The 19647-nt window shown below is 69.7% G+C and carries 16 protein-coding genes and 2 pseudogenes; 6 read left to right on the top strand and 12 right to left on the bottom strand.

Annotated features, from left to right (window positions below):
• A pseudogene (locus O3Q52_RS07875) lies at positions 1 to 480 on the bottom strand (amidohydrolase); the annotation flags it as partial.
• A 763-nt stretch (positions 481 to 1243) separates the two neighbouring features.
• Between O3Q52_RS07875 and O3Q52_RS07870 the strand changes: the two are divergent.
• A complete protein-coding gene (locus O3Q52_RS07870) occupies positions 1244 to 4150 on the top strand; it encodes a trehalase family glycosidase (protein ID WP_269648082.1) in 2907 nt (968 codons plus the stop codon).
• Positions 4151 to 4257: 107 nt separating this feature from the next.
• Here O3Q52_RS07870 and O3Q52_RS07865 read toward each other — a convergent pair whose 3' ends face one another.
• From O3Q52_RS07865 to O3Q52_RS07835, 7 genes are all read right to left on the bottom strand, one after another.
• Complete coding sequence (locus tag O3Q52_RS07865; RefSeq protein ID WP_055613571.1) at positions 4258 to 4593, bottom strand: hypothetical protein; 336 nt, start codon at positions 4591 to 4593, stop codon at positions 4258 to 4260.
• A 100-nt stretch (positions 4594 to 4693) separates the two neighbouring features.
• Positions 4694 to 6640, bottom strand: a complete 1947-nt coding sequence (locus O3Q52_RS07860) for a glycoside hydrolase family 9 protein (protein ID WP_269648081.1) — start codon at positions 6638 to 6640, stop codon at positions 4694 to 4696.
• 21 nt (positions 6641 to 6661) lie between these two features.
• Positions 6662 to 7990: a HAMP domain-containing sensor histidine kinase gene (locus tag O3Q52_RS07855; RefSeq protein ID WP_269648080.1), complete on the bottom strand. Its 1329-nt coding sequence runs from the start codon at positions 7988 to 7990 to the stop codon at positions 6662 to 6664.
• A 35-nt stretch (positions 7991 to 8025) separates the two neighbouring features.
• The gene (locus O3Q52_RS07850) at positions 8026 to 8718 is read right to left on the bottom strand and encodes a response regulator transcription factor (protein ID WP_269648079.1); all 693 of its coding nucleotides are present in this window, start codon (positions 8716 to 8718) and stop codon (positions 8026 to 8028) included.
• Between the two features lie 148 nt (positions 8719 to 8866).
• Positions 8867 to 9649: an SDR family oxidoreductase gene (locus tag O3Q52_RS07845; RefSeq protein ID WP_269648078.1), complete on the bottom strand. Its 783-nt coding sequence runs from the start codon at positions 9647 to 9649 to the stop codon at positions 8867 to 8869.
• Positions 9650 to 9711: 62 nt separating this feature from the next.
• On the bottom strand, positions 9712 to 10551 hold the full coding sequence (locus tag O3Q52_RS07840) for an SDR family NAD(P)-dependent oxidoreductase (protein ID WP_269648077.1): 840 nt from the start codon (positions 10549 to 10551) through the stop codon (positions 9712 to 9714).
• A gap of 137 nt (positions 10552 to 10688) precedes the next feature.
• A complete protein-coding gene (locus O3Q52_RS07835; protein ID WP_269648076.1) occupies positions 10689 to 11564 on the bottom strand; it encodes a helix-turn-helix transcriptional regulator in 876 nt (291 codons plus the stop codon).
• A gap of 176 nt (positions 11565 to 11740) precedes the next feature.
• Between O3Q52_RS07835 and O3Q52_RS07830 the strand changes: the two genes are divergently transcribed.
• Positions 11741 to 12685 (top strand): helix-turn-helix transcriptional regulator, encoded by a 945-nt coding sequence (locus O3Q52_RS07830; RefSeq protein WP_269648075.1) that lies wholly within the window; start codon positions 11741 to 11743, stop codon positions 12683 to 12685.
• 162 nt (positions 12686 to 12847) lie between these two features.
• The gene (locus O3Q52_RS07825) at positions 12848 to 13414 is read left to right on the top strand and encodes a flavin reductase family protein (RefSeq protein ID WP_269648074.1); all 567 of its coding nucleotides are present in this window, start codon (positions 12848 to 12850) and stop codon (positions 13412 to 13414) included.
• Positions 13415 to 13424: 10 nt separating this feature from the next.
• Here O3Q52_RS07825 and O3Q52_RS07820 read toward each other — a convergent pair whose 3' ends face one another.
• The gene (locus O3Q52_RS07820) at positions 13425 to 14408 is read right to left on the bottom strand and encodes a DUF2236 domain-containing protein (RefSeq protein ID WP_269648073.1); all 984 of its coding nucleotides are present in this window, start codon (positions 14406 to 14408) and stop codon (positions 13425 to 13427) included.
• A gap of 278 nt (positions 14409 to 14686) precedes the next feature.
• On the opposite strand from O3Q52_RS07820, the gene O3Q52_RS07815 reads away from it, so the two are divergent.
• From O3Q52_RS07815 to O3Q52_RS07805, 3 genes and pseudogenes are all read left to right on the top strand, one after another.
• Positions 14687 to 14944: a hypothetical protein gene (locus O3Q52_RS07815; protein ID WP_269648072.1), complete on the top strand. Its 258-nt coding sequence runs from the start codon at positions 14687 to 14689 to the stop codon at positions 14942 to 14944.
• A 184-nt stretch (positions 14945 to 15128) separates the two neighbouring features.
• Positions 15129 to 15611, top strand: a complete 483-nt coding sequence (locus tag O3Q52_RS07810) for a hypothetical protein (RefSeq protein WP_269648071.1) — start codon at positions 15129 to 15131, stop codon at positions 15609 to 15611.
• Between the two features lie 111 nt (positions 15612 to 15722).
• Positions 15723 to 15925, top strand: a pseudogene (locus O3Q52_RS07805) (LysR family transcriptional regulator); the annotation flags it as partial.
• A 121-nt stretch (positions 15926 to 16046) separates the two neighbouring features.
• Here O3Q52_RS07805 and O3Q52_RS07800 read toward each other — a convergent pair.
• The 3 genes from O3Q52_RS07800 to O3Q52_RS07790 all read right to left on the bottom strand — a co-directional run bounded on the left by O3Q52_RS07800 (position 16047) and on the right by O3Q52_RS07790 (position 19559).
• The gene (locus O3Q52_RS07800) at positions 16047 to 16439 is read right to left on the bottom strand and encodes a molybdopterin-binding protein (RefSeq protein WP_269648070.1); all 393 of its coding nucleotides are present in this window, start codon (positions 16437 to 16439) and stop codon (positions 16047 to 16049) included.
• A gap of 18 nt (positions 16440 to 16457) precedes the next feature.
• Positions 16458 to 18854, bottom strand: coding sequence for an excinuclease ABC subunit UvrA (locus O3Q52_RS07795; RefSeq protein WP_269648069.1), 2397 nt, complete (start codon positions 18852 to 18854; stop codon positions 16458 to 16460).
• A 189-nt stretch (positions 18855 to 19043) separates the two neighbouring features.
• On the bottom strand, positions 19044 to 19559 hold the full coding sequence (locus O3Q52_RS07790) for a pyridoxamine 5'-phosphate oxidase family protein (protein WP_269648068.1): 516 nt from the start codon (positions 19557 to 19559) through the stop codon (positions 19044 to 19046).
• Between the last annotated feature and the right edge of the window lie 88 nt (positions 19560 to 19647).

The raw sequence follows: 19647 nt of genomic DNA, 5'->3' as shown, positions 1-19647 counted from the left end.
GTCGGGGCCGGCGCACAGGGCGGGCTTGCCGGCCGCGACCAGCGCGCGGACCTGGTCCGGGCGGGTCAGGAGGGTGGCCTGTGCGCTCGCCACGTCGGCGGCGAACTCGTCCGGCACGACGAGCAGGTCGCCGGCGTTGCCCGGCGTCAGCGTCGCGACGTACTCCGAGCGGTGGCCGCGTCCGCCGACCAGGGCGACGGTGTCCACGACGGCCGGTACGACGGTCATGCCCGTGCAGTCGACGACGATGGCGTTGTCGTCCTGTGCCGCGGTGATGATGCCGGGGCCGACGCCCACGAGCAGGGCGCCCACGAGCAGGACGTCGGCGCCGGTCATGGTCCCGATCAGCGGGTCCATCGTCAGGACCCGGGCGTTGGTGAACAGGACGGGACGTCCCGCGTCGTTCGAGACGATCTCGTCGAAGGCCTTGCTGTTCCAGGTGACGGTGTCCGTGACCGTGTTCGTGCCGATGTCGCTCATCGCCAGCTCCTCAGGTGAGTGGTTCCGTCGGCCTGTGGATTGCGTCGAGCGCGTTCACGCCGGCCGAGGCGGGGCGGCAGTTCCTTGCGGCTGCCTACGGCCAGCCTGGTCGCGGCCACGGAACGGAACCAGGCCGCCGTTTACCCGGGTGTATGGCACCCACCTTGCGCACCGGTTTCGTATGCGGCGGCACCGGCGGGGGTTCCTCCCGCAACGGTCCCTTCTGAGACGGTCCCTCCTGGCCGTGGGTCGCCCAGTGCGCGGGCATGCGCGACCAGTGTCCGGCCCAGCCAGTGAACGGCGAGCGGCATCGACGCCCCGAACGCACACTCCCACCCGGGCTGAAGCCCTGAGTGCCGTCAGCTGCCGGCCCCGCTGGCCAGCCCGCGGCGGCGACCAGCCCTCCGAAGGCGCCGACCCGGGCCCGCCGGCCGATCCGGCCGGGGCCGCCACCGGCCCCGTACCAGTGCCACGCTCGTCCGGCAGCCTCACCCCGCCGACCAGAAAACGAGCACTGGTCCATACCTATCCCAGGGCAGTGAATCGTTTTGGCGAGTCCCTGTCAATGTCTCAAGGGGCTGCGTTTTCAGTCGAGTTCAGGAGGGGCGCGATGGGTTGACAGTCCATTTGCGGGCACCCATCATCGGTGCAACTTCGGCGAGGCGCCTCGCAGACCCACTGTTCCATGAGTCCCAGACCTTCGTGGGCGATCGATTTGAATCGATTCAGGCTACTTGTTTCCGCATCGATCCGGGAGGTACTCATGCGGCGCCGCCGTCTCCTGCTCCACCGAACACCCTTTCCGGGAAGCCTGGTTGGCCTCGCCGTGGTCGTGGCCTTCGCGCTGACCGTGGCTCCCGCGCCGTCCGCCGACGCATCCGCTCCCGCGTCCGTGGCGACGGCGAAAGCCCCAACCGCCGCGCCCAGAGCCGCCGTTGACCCCCTGAACTACTCGCCGACCTCACGCACCCTCAAGCCGACCGCCGTCCACAGGACGTCCGGCAGCGTCGCGGACCCGCAGAACGTCCTCAGCGGGCAGCCGACGAGGATCTCCGGCTCGCAGTCGGCCATCACGCTCGACTTCGGCAAAGAGGTCGGCGGTGTGACAACGTTGTCCTTCGGCGGTACCAGCAGTGGCGGTCAACGGGTCGGCCTGGCGTACAGCGAGTCGTCGCTGTACGTGGGCAACAACAGCGACCGGAGCAGCGGCCGCGACGGCGAGGACGGGGCCCTGTACGCCACGGCCTCCGCCAACGGCAGCTACACGGTGCCCACCGCGAAGCAGCGGGGCGGCTTCCGCTACCTCACCGTCTTCCTCGACACCTCGGGCTGGGTGGACCTCAAGGGCGTGAGCCTCGACTTCACGGCGGCTCCGGGGAAGAGCAACCCGGCCGACTACGCCAACTACTTCCACTCCAACGACGAACTGCTCAACCGCATCTGGTACGCAGGGGCGTACACCGTGCAGCTCAACACGATCGCCTCGAACCAGGGCCGTGCCTGGCCCCCGCCGGCCTCGGAGTGGGACAACGGCGCCACCGTCGGGGTGGGTGACTCCATCCTGGTCGACGGGGCCAAGCGCGACCGCACGGTGTGGCCCGGCGACCTCGGCATCGCCGTACCCAGCCAGTACGCGTACTCGGGCGACCTCACCTCGACCCGCAACGCGCTCACCACGATGTTCGACGCGCAGTCCGCCGAGGGTGAAATCCCCTGGTCGGGACCGCCGTTCAACCTCAAGGGCTCGGACACCTACCACACCTGGACGCTGCTGGGCACGTCGACGTACTACACGTACACGGCCGACCGGGCGTGGCTGGACTCCCAATGGGCCGACTACAAGCGTGGGATGGCCTTCATCATCAACAAGATCGGCAGCAGCAACCTGCTCAACGTGACCCGCACGCAGGACTGGGCCCGGTCCGGCCAGGGCGGCGAGAACATCTCCGCCAACGCGCTGCTGTACGCCGCGCTCCGGGGCGGCGCCACCCTGGCCACGGTCGAGGGCGACAGCGCCCTCGCCGCGAGCTGGAACAGCAGGGCGACCGCCCTCAAGACCGCGGCCAACTCCCGTCTGTGGGACGCCTCGAAGGGGATGTACAAGGACAACCCGACCAGCGGCCTGTACCCGCAGGACGGCAACTCGCTCGCCGTCTGGTACGGGCTCACCGACTCCGCGGCCAAGTCGAAGAGCGTCATCGCGGGGCTCGGCACACGCTGGGGCACCTACGGTCCGACCACCCCCGAGTGGGGCGGCAACGTCTCGCCGTTCGTGGGCGGCATGGAGCTGAACGCCCGCTTCACCGCCAATGACGACCACGGCGCCCTGGACCAGATTCGCCGCACCTGGGGCCACATGCTGAACAGCGACATCGGTACCAAGAGCACCTTCTGGGAGGGCATCAAGGCCGACGGCGGCCTCGCGTACGGCGGTTCGTTCATGAGCCTGGCCCACGGCTGGTCCAGCGCGCCGACCTCAACGCTCACCTTCGACGTGCTCGGCACCGCACCGGAGTCGGCCACCGGCGCGTACCGCTTCGTCCCGCACCCCGGCGATCTGACCAGCGCGGAGGGTCGCATCACCATGCCCCAGGGTGCCGTCAACGCGAACTGGTCCCGTGACCCCGCCGCCGGCACCTACTCGGCGCACCTCACCAGCCCGTCCGGCACCACCGGCCGTATCGGAGTCCCGAAGTTCGGCGGCGGCAACGTCACGGTGTCCGTGAACGGCAGCGTCGTCTGGCGCAACGGAACCTTCACACCCACCTCCGGAATCACGGGTGGCACCCAGGACGACACGTACGCCTACCTCACGGGTGTCGCCCCGGGCGGCTACACCGTGACCGCCACCGGTCTGGGCAATCCCGCTCCGCCCGCCGAGCCGGGAACCGGCGCCCTGCGTGCGGGCTTCACCCGGTGCGCGGGCGAGGGCGGTACATGCTCCTTCAGCGGCACCCGCTCGGTGGCCTACGGGGCCGGAACGTACAGGTACAAGACGGTGACCGACAGCACCGCGTGCACCAACACCGCCTTCGGCGGCGACCCCGCCTCGGATCTCGTCAAGTCCTGCTACGTCGCCGACGCGGGCGGCCCGCCCGGCTACACCGTCTGCGCGGCCGAGGGCGCCAACTGCTCCGTTCCCGGCTACAACCGCGACGTGGCGTACGGCGCCAACGGCAACTTCGCCCACCAGGTCACCAACGGCTCCGTCGCCTGCACCAACGCCCACTTCGGCGATCCCATCGACGGCGTCGCCAAGTCCTGCTATCTGCCGCCGGCCGGGGGACCACCCGGTGGCTGGACCAAGTGCGCCGACCAGAACGGCACTTGTCCGGCCGCCGCCGGCCAGCCGGTGATGTACGGAGCCTTCGGCGCGTTCGCCACCGCCACGGCCACCGGTAACACCCCCTGCACCGACGCCACGTTCGGCGACCCGATCTCCGGGGAGTCGAAGTCCTGCTACACCGCCACCGGCGGCCCGCCCGGCTACGCCACGGCCTGCTCCGCCGAAGGCGGCACATGCGCCTTCAGCGGACAGCGGACCGTCGCCTACGGCGCACGGGGCAGCTTCCTGTACAAGTCGTTCACCGGCGGCACCGGTTGCACGACGGCGGCGTTCGGCACCGATCCGCTGCCGGGCGTGAGCAAGTCCTGCTACCTCACGTCCTGAGAGGTGCGACCCGCCTCGCACCCTGAGTGGTACGACCTGCCTCACACTCTGAGCTGTACGACGCCTCCGGCAGCCCTCGTCTCCCCGCGTGTTCGGGGGCTGCCGGATCACTCCGGGTGGGCCTCAGCGTCCTTCTGCAGCTGCACCGCCGCCAGCAGGCTCAGCTGGGGCTCCGCCTGGCGCAGTGCCTTCACCGCCTCGACCGAGGTGATGTCCCCGGTGAAGCCGGTGTCGGCCAGCCGGGAGCGGACCCAGCGGGCGCGCAGCTGGGTCTCGGTGGCGGCGGCGGTGGACTCAACGAGTGCGGCGGCGCGTTCCAGGCCCGGGCGCTCCTCCGGCGAGGCCTCGGCCAGTGCCTGGCGCAGGGCCGCGGCGACCACGTCCGCGTCCCTGACGGTCAGCACGAAGTTGTTCTTCTTGCTCAGTCCCATGATTCCTGTCATGGGGACAGCCTGGCCGTCATGATCCGTGTATGCCAAGTGACTTGAGGAGGCTCAGAGGCTACCGTCTGCCGGCTACTGGCTGCCTCCTGCCGTACACCGGCTACCGGCTGTCGGCCTGTGCGGTCAGGGTGAAGGCCAGCAGCGCCGTCGTGGTGAAGTCAAGGGCGGGTTCCACGGTCTGCCAGGCGCCCACGTCGTCCACGTACCGCGCGCCCTTGCCGTCGAAGTCGGTCCAGGCTCCTGTCGGCGGGGCGGCCGTGCACTTCCTCATGGTCGGGAAGCCGTTCAACTCCTCCAGTTTCGAAGCCTCGTTGGGGCCGTTGACCACCGCACCTCGCAGGATGGCGCCCTTTCCGTCATGGCTGCCGCGGAGGTTGGCCAACTGGTGTTCCGGGCAGTGCGGGTAGACCTCACCCGCACCGATCACGAAGCTGGTGCCCCAGGCGTTGGCACCGAGGGCCCAGCCCCGCTGCCGCCCGGCAAAGGCCGCGTAGCGGGTGTCCCCGGTGGCCCTGGCGTACAGGCGGGCGGTGGCCACCAGCCCGAAGGTGTGCGGTACGGCGTCGAAGTCGTCGTAGACGGCACCGGCGCCGAACGGGTCGTGCCCGGCGCGATCGACACCGTCCTCCAACTGGCGGCGCAGGTCGGCGTACAACTCCTCGTCCCCGATGCCGTTCGTCCGGGTGCCGTCCAAGGCGATGGCCAGGTCGACGTGGGCCAGGGCGCTGACGTCCGCGACGTTGAGGGTGCCCTTGGCGTCGGAGTCCAGGTAGGCGCGGGCCCAGCGGGCCGAGTCGGCCATCCAGTCGCCCTCCCGGTCGTCGCCCAACTTCTCTGCGGCCAGCGCCAGTTCGGCTCCGGCGAACTCCATGTCGTCCTGCCAGGAGTCCTCGGGACAGAAGGCGCTCGGGAAAGCGGTGAAGAGCGGCTCGTCGGGGTCCGGGTCGGTGTCGGCCAGGCCGTAGACGGCGGCGGCCTTGTCCAGCCACTCCTGCGCCTCGTCCGGGTCCGTGGCGGCCGCGCGCTGTGCGGCGAGGGCGAAGACCGCGGCCATGCGTCCCGCCAGACTGGGGGTGATCGGCTCGCCCGGGTCGTTCGCGCGGAAGACCGGCCGGTGCTTGATTGTGTAGTCGGGGTCACCGGGGGACACGTCGAGCCGGTCGTCTGCCTCGGGCAGCCGCCACACGTCGTGATCCGTCCGTATGTTCTCGTTGCCCGCGCCGATGCCGACCTGGGCGCAGAGCGTCTCGCTGTCCTCGTCCCACATCCTGTCCAGCCAGGCCAACCCGTGCGTGGCCTCGGCGGACAGCTCCTTCATGTCCGGCAGGTCCCGCTGGGCGAGCAGGAGTTCGGCGACCGAGTAGGAGGTGGTGCCGGTGAACTTGAGGAAGTCTCCCGCGTCGAACCAGCCGCCCGAGACGTCGGCCCGGTCACCGGTCGGGGTCAGCCGCTCGTCGAGCAGTTCGTTGCCCTCCTCGTCGTACTCCGGATCTGCGTAGACGGTCGCGTCCTCGTCGGCCAGATGGGAGGGGCCGTGCCTGAGGGCGCCCCCGGGAAGCGCGCCAGCGGGAATCACGTCGGATCCGTCGCGCTGGGCCTGGAGGAAGCGGATGTTGTCCCGGACGAGCGGGGGCATCAGCTCGCGGGCGCCTGCGACGCGGAAGGAGGGCGAGCGGCCCGTCGCGGTGCTGGTCAGGACGATGCGGTAGGTGCCGGGCGTGTTCAGCGCGGACAGGTCGGCGGTGCGTACCGCGGGGTACTTGGAGTTCCAGCGGCCGGTGACGGCTCCGAGCCTGCCCGCCGCGACCACCTCGTCCTTGGCGTCGACGACCTTGAAGCGCGCTCCGGCGAGTGCCGCCGAGGGCCCCATGACGTAGGCCTGCTTCTTCTCGCCGCTCACATGGCCGACCTGGTCGACCCGCACGGCCACCTCGGGAACAGACGGCGTGGAGACCCCGCTGTACAGGTTCATGGCGACGAGCACGGCGCCGAGGCTTGCGGCGATGGTGGTGGTGACCAGCGGCGCGGGGCTGCGCAATACGTTCATGCGCCCACGGTGCCGGGACCTTCATGAGATGAGGATGAGGACGCCCGGGGCACGTCCGTGGGCAGCCGCAGTTCGGCGAGCAGGCCGCCGCCGGGAGCGTCCGCGAGGCGGGCGGTGCCGTGATGCAGTCCGGCGACCCAGCGGACGATGGCGAGGCCTGCCCCTGTTCCCGAGGCGGCCCCCGTTTCTGTGGCGGCCCTCGATCGCGAGTCGGCTCCCGCGCCCGAGGAAGCCCCCCGTGACACCCCGGCCGAAGACCCGCTCCCGGTCCGCGGGCGGCACGCCCGCCCCGTGGTCACGGACCGCGACCAGGCCCGGCGTGACGGTGACCTCCACCGGTGACCCGGCCGGGCCGCCGTGCCGCTGAGCGTTCGCCACCAGGTTCCGCACCGCCTCGGCCAGCAGATCCGGGTCCCCGAGCACCACCACCGGCTCGGTGCTGACCGTGACGCTCTCGTGGTCCGGCAGCTCCTCGACCGTGGTCTCCACCAGCTGGTCGAGGCGCAGGGGCACCAGCTCGGCGCGCTGGGCACCGGATTCCAGCCGGGCCCTGGCGAGCAGCCCGGTGACCAGCCGACTCAGCCGGTCCACCAGCCGCAGGGCCTCGTCGGAAGACGCGGAAGAGCCTGAAGCACCGGATGAGGAATCCCGTTCCACGACGAGCCGCAACGTCGCCAGCGGCGTACGCAGCTCGTGTGCCGCTTCTGCCAGGAACTGTTCCTGCCGCGCCAGCCCGCGCAGGGCGGGACGCATGGCCCGGCCGGACAGCAGATGGCCGACGGCCGCCGCGCAGCAGACCAGAGCCGTGCAGCCGAGGGCCAGCCAGCGAACGAGGACGTCGTGATCGCGTTCGCTGCGCGCCAGCTCCGTGCCGACCAGCACGGCCGCGCCGATCCGGTCGCCGTCCCAGACCGGGGCCGCCGCCCACTTCAGCCGCCCGCCGTCCACGGAAGGGGCGCTGACGACGACGGTCCCCTGTTCCTCCAGGACGCTCCGCCAGACATCGTCGAGCCGGTCGCGACCGGGCAGCGCCGAACGCGCGGGAACGACGTTCCGAACCGACGGCGACTCTCCCGGCGCCGCCTGCAGAACGGCCAACACCTCTGCGCTCCGGGCGAGTTCGTCCTCACGCAGCGGCTCCAGATGGAGCACTCCCGCGTCGAACCAGACCGCCCGCGACAGCCCGACGGCACGGCTGCCGACCTCGTGGTCGAGCCCGGACCGGCGGGACTGGGAGTCGATACGTACGGCGACAACGGCGAGTACGACCAGACAGGCGGCGGTCGCCGAGGCGAACAGGAGCGTCATCAGCCGACGGGTACGCCGCAGCCGGGCCACGGCGGGAGACATGGGGGACCTGGGTGACACGTCGTGCCGGCGGCGGATCACGCCCGCGCCTCGGCGGACGGCTCCTGATCGGCTCCGCCCAGTCGGTAGCCGACACCACGCACCGTCCCGATCGGATCGGGCGGCCCGAGCCGTCGCCGCAACTGACCGATGAGGACGTCCACCACATTGGACATCGGCTCACTCGCCTCGTCCCAGCAGCTCTCGATCAGCTCGGTACGCGTGACGACCTCGCCCGCGCGCAGCATCAGCAGCTCAAGGACCGCGAACTCCTTGGCCGACAGGCTGAGCAGCACCCCGGCCCTGGACACACGGCGCCGTGGGAGATCGACCTCCAGGTCGCCCTCCCTCAGGACCGGTGGCCGCGTGGGCTGCTCCCTGCGGCACAACGCCCTTACCCGTACGACCAGTTCGGCGAAGGCGAAGGGCTTGACCAGATAGTCGTCGGCCCCGTGCTCGAAGCCGGCCACCCGGTCGCCCACCGCGTCCAGTGCCGTCAGGAGGAGAAAGGGCAGTACGGATCCCGTCCGCCGGTGTGCGGCGAGCAGCGTGAGCGAGTCACCGTCCGGGACCGAGCGGTCGGCCACGACACAGTCGTAGCTGTTGACCGAGAGCTTGAGATCCGCTTCCGCCAGAGTCCGCGAGAGGTCCACCGCGAACCCCGCACCACGCAGCTGAGCAGCGACGACGGGCCCCAGCTCGGGGTCGTCCTCCAAGACCAATACGCGCATGGCCCGGAGCTTAGACGGTGCGGTCGCCGGGGCCCGGTGGCCCGGTGGTCGCCCGGTCGTGCGGACCGGACCGTCATGTCCGCCGACGCGTCATGGCGGGGGAGGAACAGCGCTCGGCTGTTCCTCCCCCGCCATGACGGGACGGACTTCAGACGACCTGGGCCGTGGGCAGGATGGTGACCTCGGTGAGGTTGACGTGACGCGGGACGGCGGCCATGAAGGCGACGGTCTCGGCGACGTCGGCGCTCTGGAGAACGTCGATGTCGTGGATGAGGTCGGCCATCAGCTTGGACGCGTCGGGGTCGGTGACATGGTCGGGCAGTTCGGTGTCGACCATGCCCGGCTCGACGGTGGCGACGCGGACCATCTTGGGACCGAGCTCGACGCGGAGCAGCCGGGTGAGGTGGCTGATGTACGCCTTGGTGCCGGAGTAGATGGAGAACTTCGCCAGGATGCGGGTGGCCGCGATGGACGAGGTGTTGATCAGGTCGGCGGGCCTGCCCTGGGCGGCGGAGTCCGTCAGGTGGGGGAGGAACGCGGCGATGACGTTCATCAGGCCGGTGATGTTGAGGTCGATCTGGCGCTGCCAGTCGTCGACCTTCAGCTCCTCGATGCCGGAGATGAGCTGGACACCGGCGTTGTTGAAGACGAGGTCGGCCTTGCCGAAGCGGGCGGCGACCTGGTCGGCGGCGGTCTGGACGGCGGCGCGGTCGGTGACGTCGACGGCCAGGGCGAGCGCGGTGCCGCCGGCGGCCTCGATGTTCTTGACCAGGCTGTCGAGGCGCTCCTTGCGCCGGGCCAGCACGACCACGGTGGCGCCGAGTTCCGCGAGGCGTTCGGCGGTGAGGGCACCCATGCCGCTGGAGGCGCCGGAGACGACGGCGACGCGACCGGCCAGGGGGGTGCCCGTGAGCAGAGCAGCAGACATCACAAAATCTCAATCTCTTTGATCGGAAGGTGGGGAGAGCCGAAGGCGGGGGAGACGGCGATACGTCAGGCGGCGTCCTCGTGCGCGGTGGCGGCGGACTTCTCGCGCCACGGGGCGAGGTCGTCCTGCACCTGCTGGTACTTCACGTCGAGCCGCTCAAGGGTGTCGCGACCCAGGTAGAGGTGCGTGGGCAGCTTCTCGCCGGAGGCGACCTCGACGATGAGGGCGGCGCCCTTGACGGGGTCACCGAGCTGGGCGTGGTTGGCCCGGTCGATCCAGTCCAGCGTCACGTGCGCGGGGGTGTCGTCGTAGTCGGTGATGCGGTTGGCCGCCACGGAGAGCGAGCTGGAGTCGAGGAAGTCGGTGCGGAAGACACCAGGCTCGACGACCACCGACTGAATTCCGAACGGGGCCATTTCGGCGGAGAGCGCTTCGCTGATACCGGCGACCGCGAACTTCGACGCGCAGTACAGGCTGACACCGGGCTCGCCCTCGAAGCCCGAACGAGAGCCGATGTGCACGAGCTTGCCCGAGCCCTGCTTCCGCATGACGGGCAGCACGGCGCGGGTGACGTTGATCAGGCCGAAGACGTTGAGGTCGAACAGCGACCGGGCCTCCGCGTCGGTGATCTCCTCCAGCGCGCCGAGCAGGCCGCGACCCGCGTTGTTCACCAGGACGTCGATGCCGCCGAACCGCTCCACGGCGGCGTCGACCGCCTGCGGGATGCTGTCGTTGTCCGTGACGTCCAGGGCGACCGCGAATACGTGGTCGGAATCCTTCAGATCGGCCGGCACACGCTCCGGGTTCCGTACGGCGACCACGACATTGTTGCCGCCCGCCAGGGCGGCCCGAGCGATTTCAGCGCCGATTCCGCGGGAGGCGCCGGTGACAAACCACGTAGCCATGGGAAAAACCTCTTTCGGCGTTTCCCCTTTTCGGGGATTTCCTGTTGACGTATTCGAGTCTGCCCATGGGCCGAGGCGCGATGAAGGCCGTGCTTTTCCTGGGAGTCCCATACCTAGGAAGAGGAGGCGAACGTGGCTCAGGCGCCCTGTGCGGGATTCCCCTGGTGGGGTACTTCGGGCGCGCTGATGGAACCCAGCAGGGACAGACGGTCCTCGGAGGGGGAACCAGGCTCTGCCTGCAGGATGACGAGCTGCTGTCCCGGAGCGCTGCGGATGTTGAGGGCCTCGTGCCTCAACTCCAGGTCCCCCACGCCGGAGTGGTACATCTGCTTGACCTCGTACGGCGGGACCCGCGTGTACTCGCGTGCCCACAGGGAGCGGAACTCCCCGCTGCGCACGGACAGTTCACCGACGAGCTGCAGGATGCGGGGATCCTCGGGGGTGCTCGCGGCGGTCTGCTGAAGGTCGGCGACCGCGCGGTTCTTGGCCCGTTCCGCGTTCCGGTAGAAGGTCTTCGCCGCGGGGTCCAGGAAGAGCATGCGCAGTACGTTGTCGTGCTGCGCGAAGTCACGATAGAGGGCGTCGGCCAGTGCGTTGGTCGCCAGCAGGTCCTGGGCGTGACCGATGACGAAGGCCGGTGTCCTGGTCCAGCCTTCGATCAGTTGCCGCAGGTGCGGGCGGACACGCTCGACCCGGAAGGGGGACTTCGTGCGACGGGTTGCCGGCCGGCCCAGCCGGAAGAGTTCCTTCTTGTCCTCCTCCCCGAGGCGCAGCACGCGGGCCATGGCCTCCAGGACCCGCGGGGAGGGGCTGAGTTCACGGCCCTGCTCCAGCCGGCTGTAGTAGCTCAGGCTGACACCCGCGAGCGCCGCGACCTCGTCGCGCCGCAGTCCGGGCACCCGTCGTCGTCCGGCGCCGGGCAGCCCCGCGTCCGCGGGGGTGAGGCGTTCCCGGTGGGACCGGAGAAACTGACCCAGCCCTTCAACCAGGTCGGGGCGCGTGTCGTTGTCCATGCTTTCGAGGCTAGGCGGAGAACGCCCGGAAATGGTGTGCGGACGGTGGGTGCGTTACACCCAGGATTGCGGGCGCGCTTCACCCCGTGGCTACTCTGCGTATGCGTTCCTGTCGCCCGACGTCATATTGCGCAATCAGGACTTCTGATCGACCGGAAACCATCTAGGCTTGCCGCATGAGCAATGGGACACCTTTGGGTGATTTCCTCAGAGCCCGTCGAGAAGCCCTGAAGCCGCACGATGTCGGTCTTCCCGAATACGGGCGACGTCGGGTGCCGGGACTGCGCAGAGAGGAAGTCGCGCTACTCGCGGGAGTCAGCTCCGACTACTACATCAGGCTGGAACAGGGGCGTGAAAGCAGCCCCTCCGCGCAGGTGGTCGAGGCCGTGGCACTCGCGCTGAAACTGGACGCGGAAGCCGCCGACCATCTCAACCGCCTCTGCCTCACCGCCTCGCAGCGCCCGCGCGACTGGGGCGAGGCGGAGGTCAGCCAGCAGCTGTTGCAGCTGATGGACGGGTGGGAGCACACTCCGGCCTTCGTGGTCGGTCCGGCCCTCGACATCATGGCGGGCAACTCCCTCGCCACGGCTCTCCACAGCGGATTCGACCACTTCGACAACCTCGCCCGCATGGTGTTCATCGACCCGGCGGGGCGCGAGTTCTACCAGGAATGGGAGCGGGCCGCGCACTCCTGCGTCGCCGAGATCAGGGCCGCCTACGGCCACGATCCCGAATCGGCCCGTATCGCCGAGGTGGTGGCGGAACTGTCGGCCCAGAGCGAGGAGTTCGCCGCGCTCTGGAAGATGCACGAGGTCAAGGGCAAGTCCCAGGAAGGCAAGCACCTCAAGCATCCTGAGGTCGGAGACCTGAACATCAAGTTCGCGGCCTTCACGGTCAACGGGGCCCCGCACCAGCAACTGGTGGTCTACCAGGCCGAACCGGCCAGTCCGACGGCGGCCGCCTTCGAGACGCTGAGGGCCATGGCAATCGCGCCGAAACAGGCCACGCCCGCCGAGCCGACGGAGGCCACGGCGACCGGGTCGACGCAGGCCACGGCGACCGGGTCGACGCAGGCCCAGGCAGCCGCGCCCGTGGCCGACCTCGCAGGCAAGGAGCAGTAGCGGCGGGGAACGGGATCATGTGAGCCGGGGGCGAGGCTGGTCCTCCCGCACCCAGGAACAACGTGGCCTTCATCGCGGTGTGCCCGTCTGCCGACACTCGATGCGACAGACAGTGCGCCGGCCGGGATGCCGGCGCCCGGATCGCACGGCGCAGGAGCAGACATGATCACCGTGAAGGACCTGCAGCCCCACCCCCTGGACCAGGTTCACCGGCTCATCGAACCCGGCCCCGTCATCCTGGTCACCACCAGGCATCGCGGCATCCCGAACGTGATGACCAACGGGTTCAACATGATGGTGCGCCACGCCCCGCCGCTGATCGCGTGCACCATCGGCCCCTGGGACCACAGCTATCAGGCGCTGGTCGAGACCGGCGAGTGCGTCGTCTCGGTCCCGACGGCGGACCTGGCCGGCACCGTGGTCGACATCGGCAACTGCTCGGGCGCCGACGTGGACAAGTTCGAGGAGTTCGACCTGACCGCCGTGACCGGTGAGCAGGTCCAGGCACCGCTCGTGGCCGAATGCTTCGCCAACATCGAGTGCAGGGTCGCCGACACCAGCCTCGTGGCCGACTACAGCCTCTTCGTCCTCGAACCCGTCAGGGCGTGGACCGACCCCTCACAGCCCCAACCGCAGCTGTTCCACCACCGCGGAGACGGAACCTTCACCCTGGACGGGCCGACCGTCGACCTGAAGGACCGCATGACCAAGTGGCATTACCTTCTGTAGCGCTCGCGCGTCAGAGAGGGCCGTCGGCGGTGCTGCGTGCGACCGACGCCGTATCTCTGTATCTCGGCTCCACCGGCGCGGTTCCGTTGCCGCTCGGGACCCGGTACGGCTCAAGTTCCTTGAGCTGTGCGTTGGTGCGCCGGTTCCGGCGGAGGCGTACCGGAAGCGGTGTGCGGGAGTCCGGCAGCAGGCGCTGGGCGCGGAACGCGGACTTCAGGAAGACGCGGACGAGACGCTCGCGGCGGGGGCCGATCCAGCCGATGCGATGGAGCCGGCAGACCCGCTCGCCCGCGAGGTAGCGGGTCACGTCCCTGCCGAACGACCGTAAGGGGGCGGGGAACCAGCGCTCCGCGAAGAAGTCCATCATCGCGGTCGCCACGCGATGGCCGGACTCCGTCGGCTCGTACGGCCTGGACTCGAACTCGACGGCGAACGAGGTCATCGCGTCCCAGTCCGCGGGAAACGCCTCGTCGGACAGTGGGCCGGACTCGCGTTCCAGGAGGCGGAAGAGCTCCTGCGCCCATCGGTGCCAGGCGGTCCTCATGGGTTCGCTCGTGCCGGGCAGGCCCAGCGAGGTCTGGAGACGGTCGCCGAACGTGGCCAGCAGCACCAGCGGATAGACGAAGTCGTCGGTGTCGTCGAAGTTGCCGGGTAAGTGCGGGGTTCTTCGGGCGATTGCCAGGTGGATACGGTTCAGCCGCGCGGCGGCCCCGCGGCCCGCCGTACTGGACAGGCCGTCCACCATCCAGGCCATCAGGAAGTCGTTGCCGTCCTGGAAACGCCGGTGGGGCCTCGTCTCCAGCTTCGAGGTGTGGGCCAGCGTGGCGGCCCCGAAACCCTGCTGCATCATGCGCATCGTGCCCGGATAGACCATCATCGCCAGGGCGAACTCCGGGACGCGGTGGCCGACATAGAGCGAGACCATCCGCTCCCAGTCGGTTTCCGGGTCCATCCGGGACAGTTCGCGGTCGACCCACTTGTATCCGCGGCGCAACGTCGGTTCCCCCTGTCTCCGACCATGCGTTGTGGCGTACCGGCCGCACGTCCGTCGGCTTCGTCCGCAGGACGGCGCATGATCCCCGTGGGGGAGAGGACGCTCCTGCTCCTCCTCTCGATACCGCGGCTCGTTGTGACTTGCGCCATACCGCCGGCGCCCTGCGAAGCAACCCTTCCGGGGATGCGGTCGTCTTACCCGGCGTCGTGTTCGGAGGATCAGGGTCATGATCAGCCTCCGTCCACGTGTACCAGCAGTCGACTGAAAGGGCGCAGTCCATGGAGCTCGATCCCAACCTCTGCCTGGACGTTCCGGAGGGGTTCGACGACTCGGATGCCGAGAGCCAGGTGCATCCCATAGCCAGGAAGCTGTTCCCCGCCACAACCGCCGCGGAAGCCTTCGGGAAGGCCCAGGAGTGGGTGGGGGAGAACCAGGTCTTCCTGCTCGATGTCTCATGGGACTTCGCGTACGACGAGGACGAGCCCTACACCCTGAGCGTCTACTTCACGTTCGAGCTGGAACCCGAAGACGACTGACAAGGGCTGCCGAGTCCGGCGGCGTCCCGATCCAGCAGGTGCGCATGCACCGATCGGCGTTCCGCAAATGCAAGGATCAGATCGTGCTTTCCTTTGCATCCACTGGAACCGCTACCTGAATGGGTGGCATGTGCGTTTGCGTGAGGCGGGTGTCCGGGTACGGTCATGCGGGAGGTGGTGGCCCGTGAGTCAGTCCCTCGCAGCTGCCCGCACAGCCGCCGGCCCCGTGGCGGAACTGGTGCTCGCCGGTGATCTGGACCGCCCGGCCCGGATGACGGTGCCCGAACTGCTCGCCTGGCCGCAGCACGAGGCCGAGGTCAGCTTCGAGCGCGCCACCAGCGGTATCCGGCACCACCGCTTCACCGGACCGCTCCTGCACGACGTACTGACGGCCGCCGGCCCCGCCTTCGACCCCGCCCGCCGCAAGGACCGGCTGCGCTTCCTCATCGCCGTGTCCAGCAGGGACGGCCACCACGCGCTGCTGTCCTGGGCCGAGATCGACCCCGACTTCGGCCGTGCGCCGGTCCTGCTCGCGGTCGGCATCGACGACACCCAGCTCGACAGCGAGGGACCCCAACTCGTCCTGCCCCAGGACCGCTGCGGCGCCCGGCACATCAGCGGCATCGACACGATCCGCGTGGACGGCGGCTACACCCCGTGGACGTGACACCGCCCGGCATGTGACAGCAGCCGCCCCGGAGGCGCGCCGTCCGGCCCATGCTGTACGTCGGCACACCGGCACCCCCGGGCACGCAGCCCCCTCCCGCGGAGGTCACGCATGCAACTGCGCCAGCTGGAATACCTGGTCGCCCTCGCCCGCGAGCGCCACTTCGCCCGCGCGGCGGCCGCCTGCTACGTCTCCCAGCCGTCGCTGTCCGCCGCGATCCGCCGCCTCGAACACGAACTGCACGTCCCGATCGTGCGGCGGGGAGACGGTACGAGGGCCTCGCCCCGGAGGGCGAGGTGGTCCTGGCCTGGGCGCACTGGCGGGAACGGGCGCGCACTCGTACTCGGTCAGCAAGTGACCGCGCACTGGTACCCGGTCACCAAGTGACCGGCCTCCCGGCCGAGTTGTGACCGGCGGAGGCCACCCCCGTTCCCCTCAGGCGCGGTCGATGTGCACGTTCGTCGACTTCACCCGGGCGGTGGCCTCCACCCCGACCTCAAGTCCCAGCTCCTCGACGGCCTCCCGGGTCAGCAACGACACCAGCCGGTGCGGCCCGGCCTGGATCTCCACCTGGGCCGCGACGTCGCCGAGCTTCACGGCGGTGACGATGCCGGGAAAGGCGTTGCGGACGGAGGTGTACGAGACGTCCTCCTCGCTGCCGCTCTTCGCCAGCTCGACGGAGAAGGCGGCCAGGTCCCGCCCGTCGATGAGGCGCCGCCCGCCCTCGTCCCGGTGCGTGGCCACCCGGCCCGCGTCCGCCCACCGCCGGGCGGTGTCCGGACTGACTCCGAGCAGCCGCGCTGCCTGGCCGATCGTGTAGGACTGCATACGCGTCAAGATAGGCGATCAAGCGCCGACGTACGCCGCCAGGTGCTCGCCGGTGAGGGTGGAACGGGCGGCGACGAGGTCGGCGGGAGTGCCCTCGAACACGATCTTGCCGCCGTCATGACCTGCGCCCGGACCGAGGTCGATGATCCAGTCCGCGTGCGCCATGACCGCCTGGTGGTGCTCGATGACGATGACCGACTTGCCGGAGTCGACGAGCCGGTCGAGCAGACCGAGCAACTGCTCGACGTCGGCGAGGTGGAGACCGGTGGTCGGCTCGTCCAGTACGTACACGCCGCCCTTGTCTCCCATGTGGGTGGCCAGCTTGAGCCGCTGCCGCTCGCCGCCGGACAGCGTGGTGAGCGGCTGGCCGATGGTGAGATAGCCGAGCCCGACGTCGGCGAGCCGCTGGAGGATCCGGTGCGCGGCCGGCGTGTGCGCCTCGCCGCTGCCGAAGAACTCCTCGGCCTCGGTCACCGGCATCGCCAGCACCTCGCTGATGTCGCGCCCGCCGAGGCGGTACTCCAGCACCGACGCGTCGAACCGCTTCCCGCCGCAGTCCTCGCAGGTGGTGGAGGTGCCGGCCATGATTCCCAGGTCGCTGTAGATGACTCCGGCGCCGTTGCAGGTGGGGCAGGCACCCTCGGAGTTGGCGCTGAACAGCGCGGGCTTCACGTCGTTGGCCTTCGCGAACGCCTTGCGGATCGGGTCGAGCAGTCCGGTGTACGTCGCCGGGTTGCTGCGCCGCGAGCCGCGGATCGGGCTCTGGTCGATCGACACCACACCCTCGCCGGTGGGCACCGACCCGTGCACGAGCGAGCTCTTGCCGGACCCTGCGACGCCCGTGATGACGCTGAGCACCCCGAGCGGGATGTCGACGTCGACGCCTTGCAGGTTGTTCGCCGTCGCGCCGCGGATCTCCAGCGCACCGGTGGACTTGCGCACCTCCTCCTTGAGGGAGGCCCGGTCGTCGAGGTGGCGTCCGGTGATGGTGTCGCCGGCCTTCAGCCCTTCGACGGTGCCCTCGAAGCAGACGGTGCCGCCCGCCGTTCCGGCGCCGGGGCCGAGGTCGACGACATGGTCGGCGATCGCGATCACCTCCGGCTTGTGCTCGACGACCAGCACGGTGTTGCCCTTGTCCCGCAACTGCAGCAGCAGGTTGTTCATCCGCTGGATGTCGTGCGGGTGCAGGCCCGCGGTGGGCTCGTCGAAGACGTAGGTGACATCGGTGAGCGAGGAGCCGAGGTGGCGGATCATCTTGACGCGCTGCGCCTCACCGCCGGACAACGTGCCCGACGCCCGGTCGAGCGAGAGATAACCGAGGCCGATCTGCACGAACGAGTCCAGGGTCTGCTGGAGCGCGGTGAGCAGCGGCGCCACCGAAGGCTCCTTGACGCCACGGACCCATTCGGCCAGGTCCCTGATCTCCATCGCGCAGGCGTCGGCGATGCTCTTCCGGTTGATCTTCGACGACCGGGCCCCCTCGGTCAGCCGGGTGCCGTCGCACTCGGGGCAGGTGGCGAAGGTGACCGCCCGCTCCACGAAGGCCCGGATGTGCGGCTGCATCGCTTCCTTGTCCTTGGACAGGAACGACTTCTGGATCTTGGGGATCAGCCCCTCGTAGGTGAGGTTGACGCCGTTGACCTTCACCTTGGTCGGCTCGCCGTAGAGGAAGGCCTGCATCTCCTTCTTGGTGAAACTGCGGATCGGCTTGTCCGGGTCGACGAAGCCGGACTGGGCGTAGACCTGCACGGTCCACTGGCTGTCCGACTTCCAGCCGGGGATGGTGAACGCGCCCTCGGCGAGCGACTTGGAGTCGTCGTAGAGCTGGGTGAGGTCGATGTCGGAGACCTTGCCCCGGCCCTCGCAGCGTGTACACATGCCGCCGGTGCGGTTGAAGGTCGCCTTCACGGTCTTGGTCTTGTCGGCACCGCGCTCGACGGTGATCCCGCCGCTCGCCCTGACCGACGCGGTGTTGAAGGAGTACGCGCTGGGCGGTCCGATGTGGGGTTTGCCGAGCCGGCTGAAGAGGATGCGCAGCATCGCGTTGGCGTCGGTGGCGGTACCGACCGTGGAGCGGGGGTCGCCGCCCATCCGCTGCTGGTCGACGGTGATCGCGGTCGTCAGCCCGTCGAGTACGTCCACCTCCGGCCGCGCCATCGTCGGCATGAAGCCCTGAAGGAAGGCGCTGTACGTCTCGTTGATCAGCCGTTTCGACTCCGCCGCGATCGTGTCGAACACCAGGGAGCTCTTGCCCGAGCCGGAGACACCGGTGAACACCGTCAGCCGCCGCTTGGGGATCTCGATGCTGACGTCCTTGAGATTGTTCTCGCGCGCCCCGTGCACGCGGATCATGTCGTGGCTGTCGGCATCGTGCGTCGCAGGCGACTGCGCGTCCGTCCTCGTGATCCTGCTCATCGTGTCTCCCTCCGTGGGACGGGCCCGCTCCCGCGGTTCTCCGTCGGCGTCGCCTGGCTCGATCGATCAGACCGGCTTCGAGCAGCATGTCTGGTTCTACTTCGTCGGCGCCGGTCGCGGCAACGGGACGCTGTCATTCCTGATGGGCGGTGCCGGCCGGGGTGTCCCGGCCCTCGCCCGGCCGAGGCGTCAGACCGACCAGCGGCCGTCGCGCATCAGCTCGCGGTCGTCCAGTTCGTTCACTTCACGCCAGGCCTGGATGCGGCGCGGAGAGATCCGGAACCAGCGATACGGCGTGGCCAGCGTCCGCGGATCGAATTCGGTGTGCGCGGCGAACCGGTCACCCCTCTCCTTCGGCAGCTCGTCGATCTCCAGGACCTCGACCTCGCCATCGATCATGACCACGTCCCGGGTCGGGCCAAGACTCAGCCGAACGGTCCGGGTGGCGGCCAGGTTCCTTCCGGTGGGGCTCTTCGTAGGCGTGGCCACCAGTAGGGCTTCACCGTCCCAGTCGAAGGAGAGCGGTACGAGGTACGGCGTACCGTCCGCCGAAGCACTCGCCACCCACAGATCGACGTCGCGGGCGAGCCGGTGCTCGGTGTCGCGACGACGCCGGGCGCGGGAGCGGGGGGCGGCGGTCGCCTCGGCCGGCTTCGCCTCGGCGTCCGGCACGGTCGTGACTCCCTGTGCGGCAGAGCCGGTCATGGTCACTCCTGAATCGGTCGTGTCGTGAGGGGAGGCCGGGGACGCGCCCGGGGACGCGTTCGTGTCGTCGCGCGGCGGGAATCCTGGC

The organism is Streptomyces sp. ActVer (assembly GCF_027270795.1).
Classification (GTDB): domain Bacteria; phylum Actinomycetota; class Actinomycetes; order Streptomycetales; family Streptomycetaceae; genus Streptomyces; species Streptomyces umbrinus_A.
The sequence above is the reverse complement of the archived record's forward strand: the minus strand, read 5'-3'. Positions and strand labels throughout refer to the sequence as shown.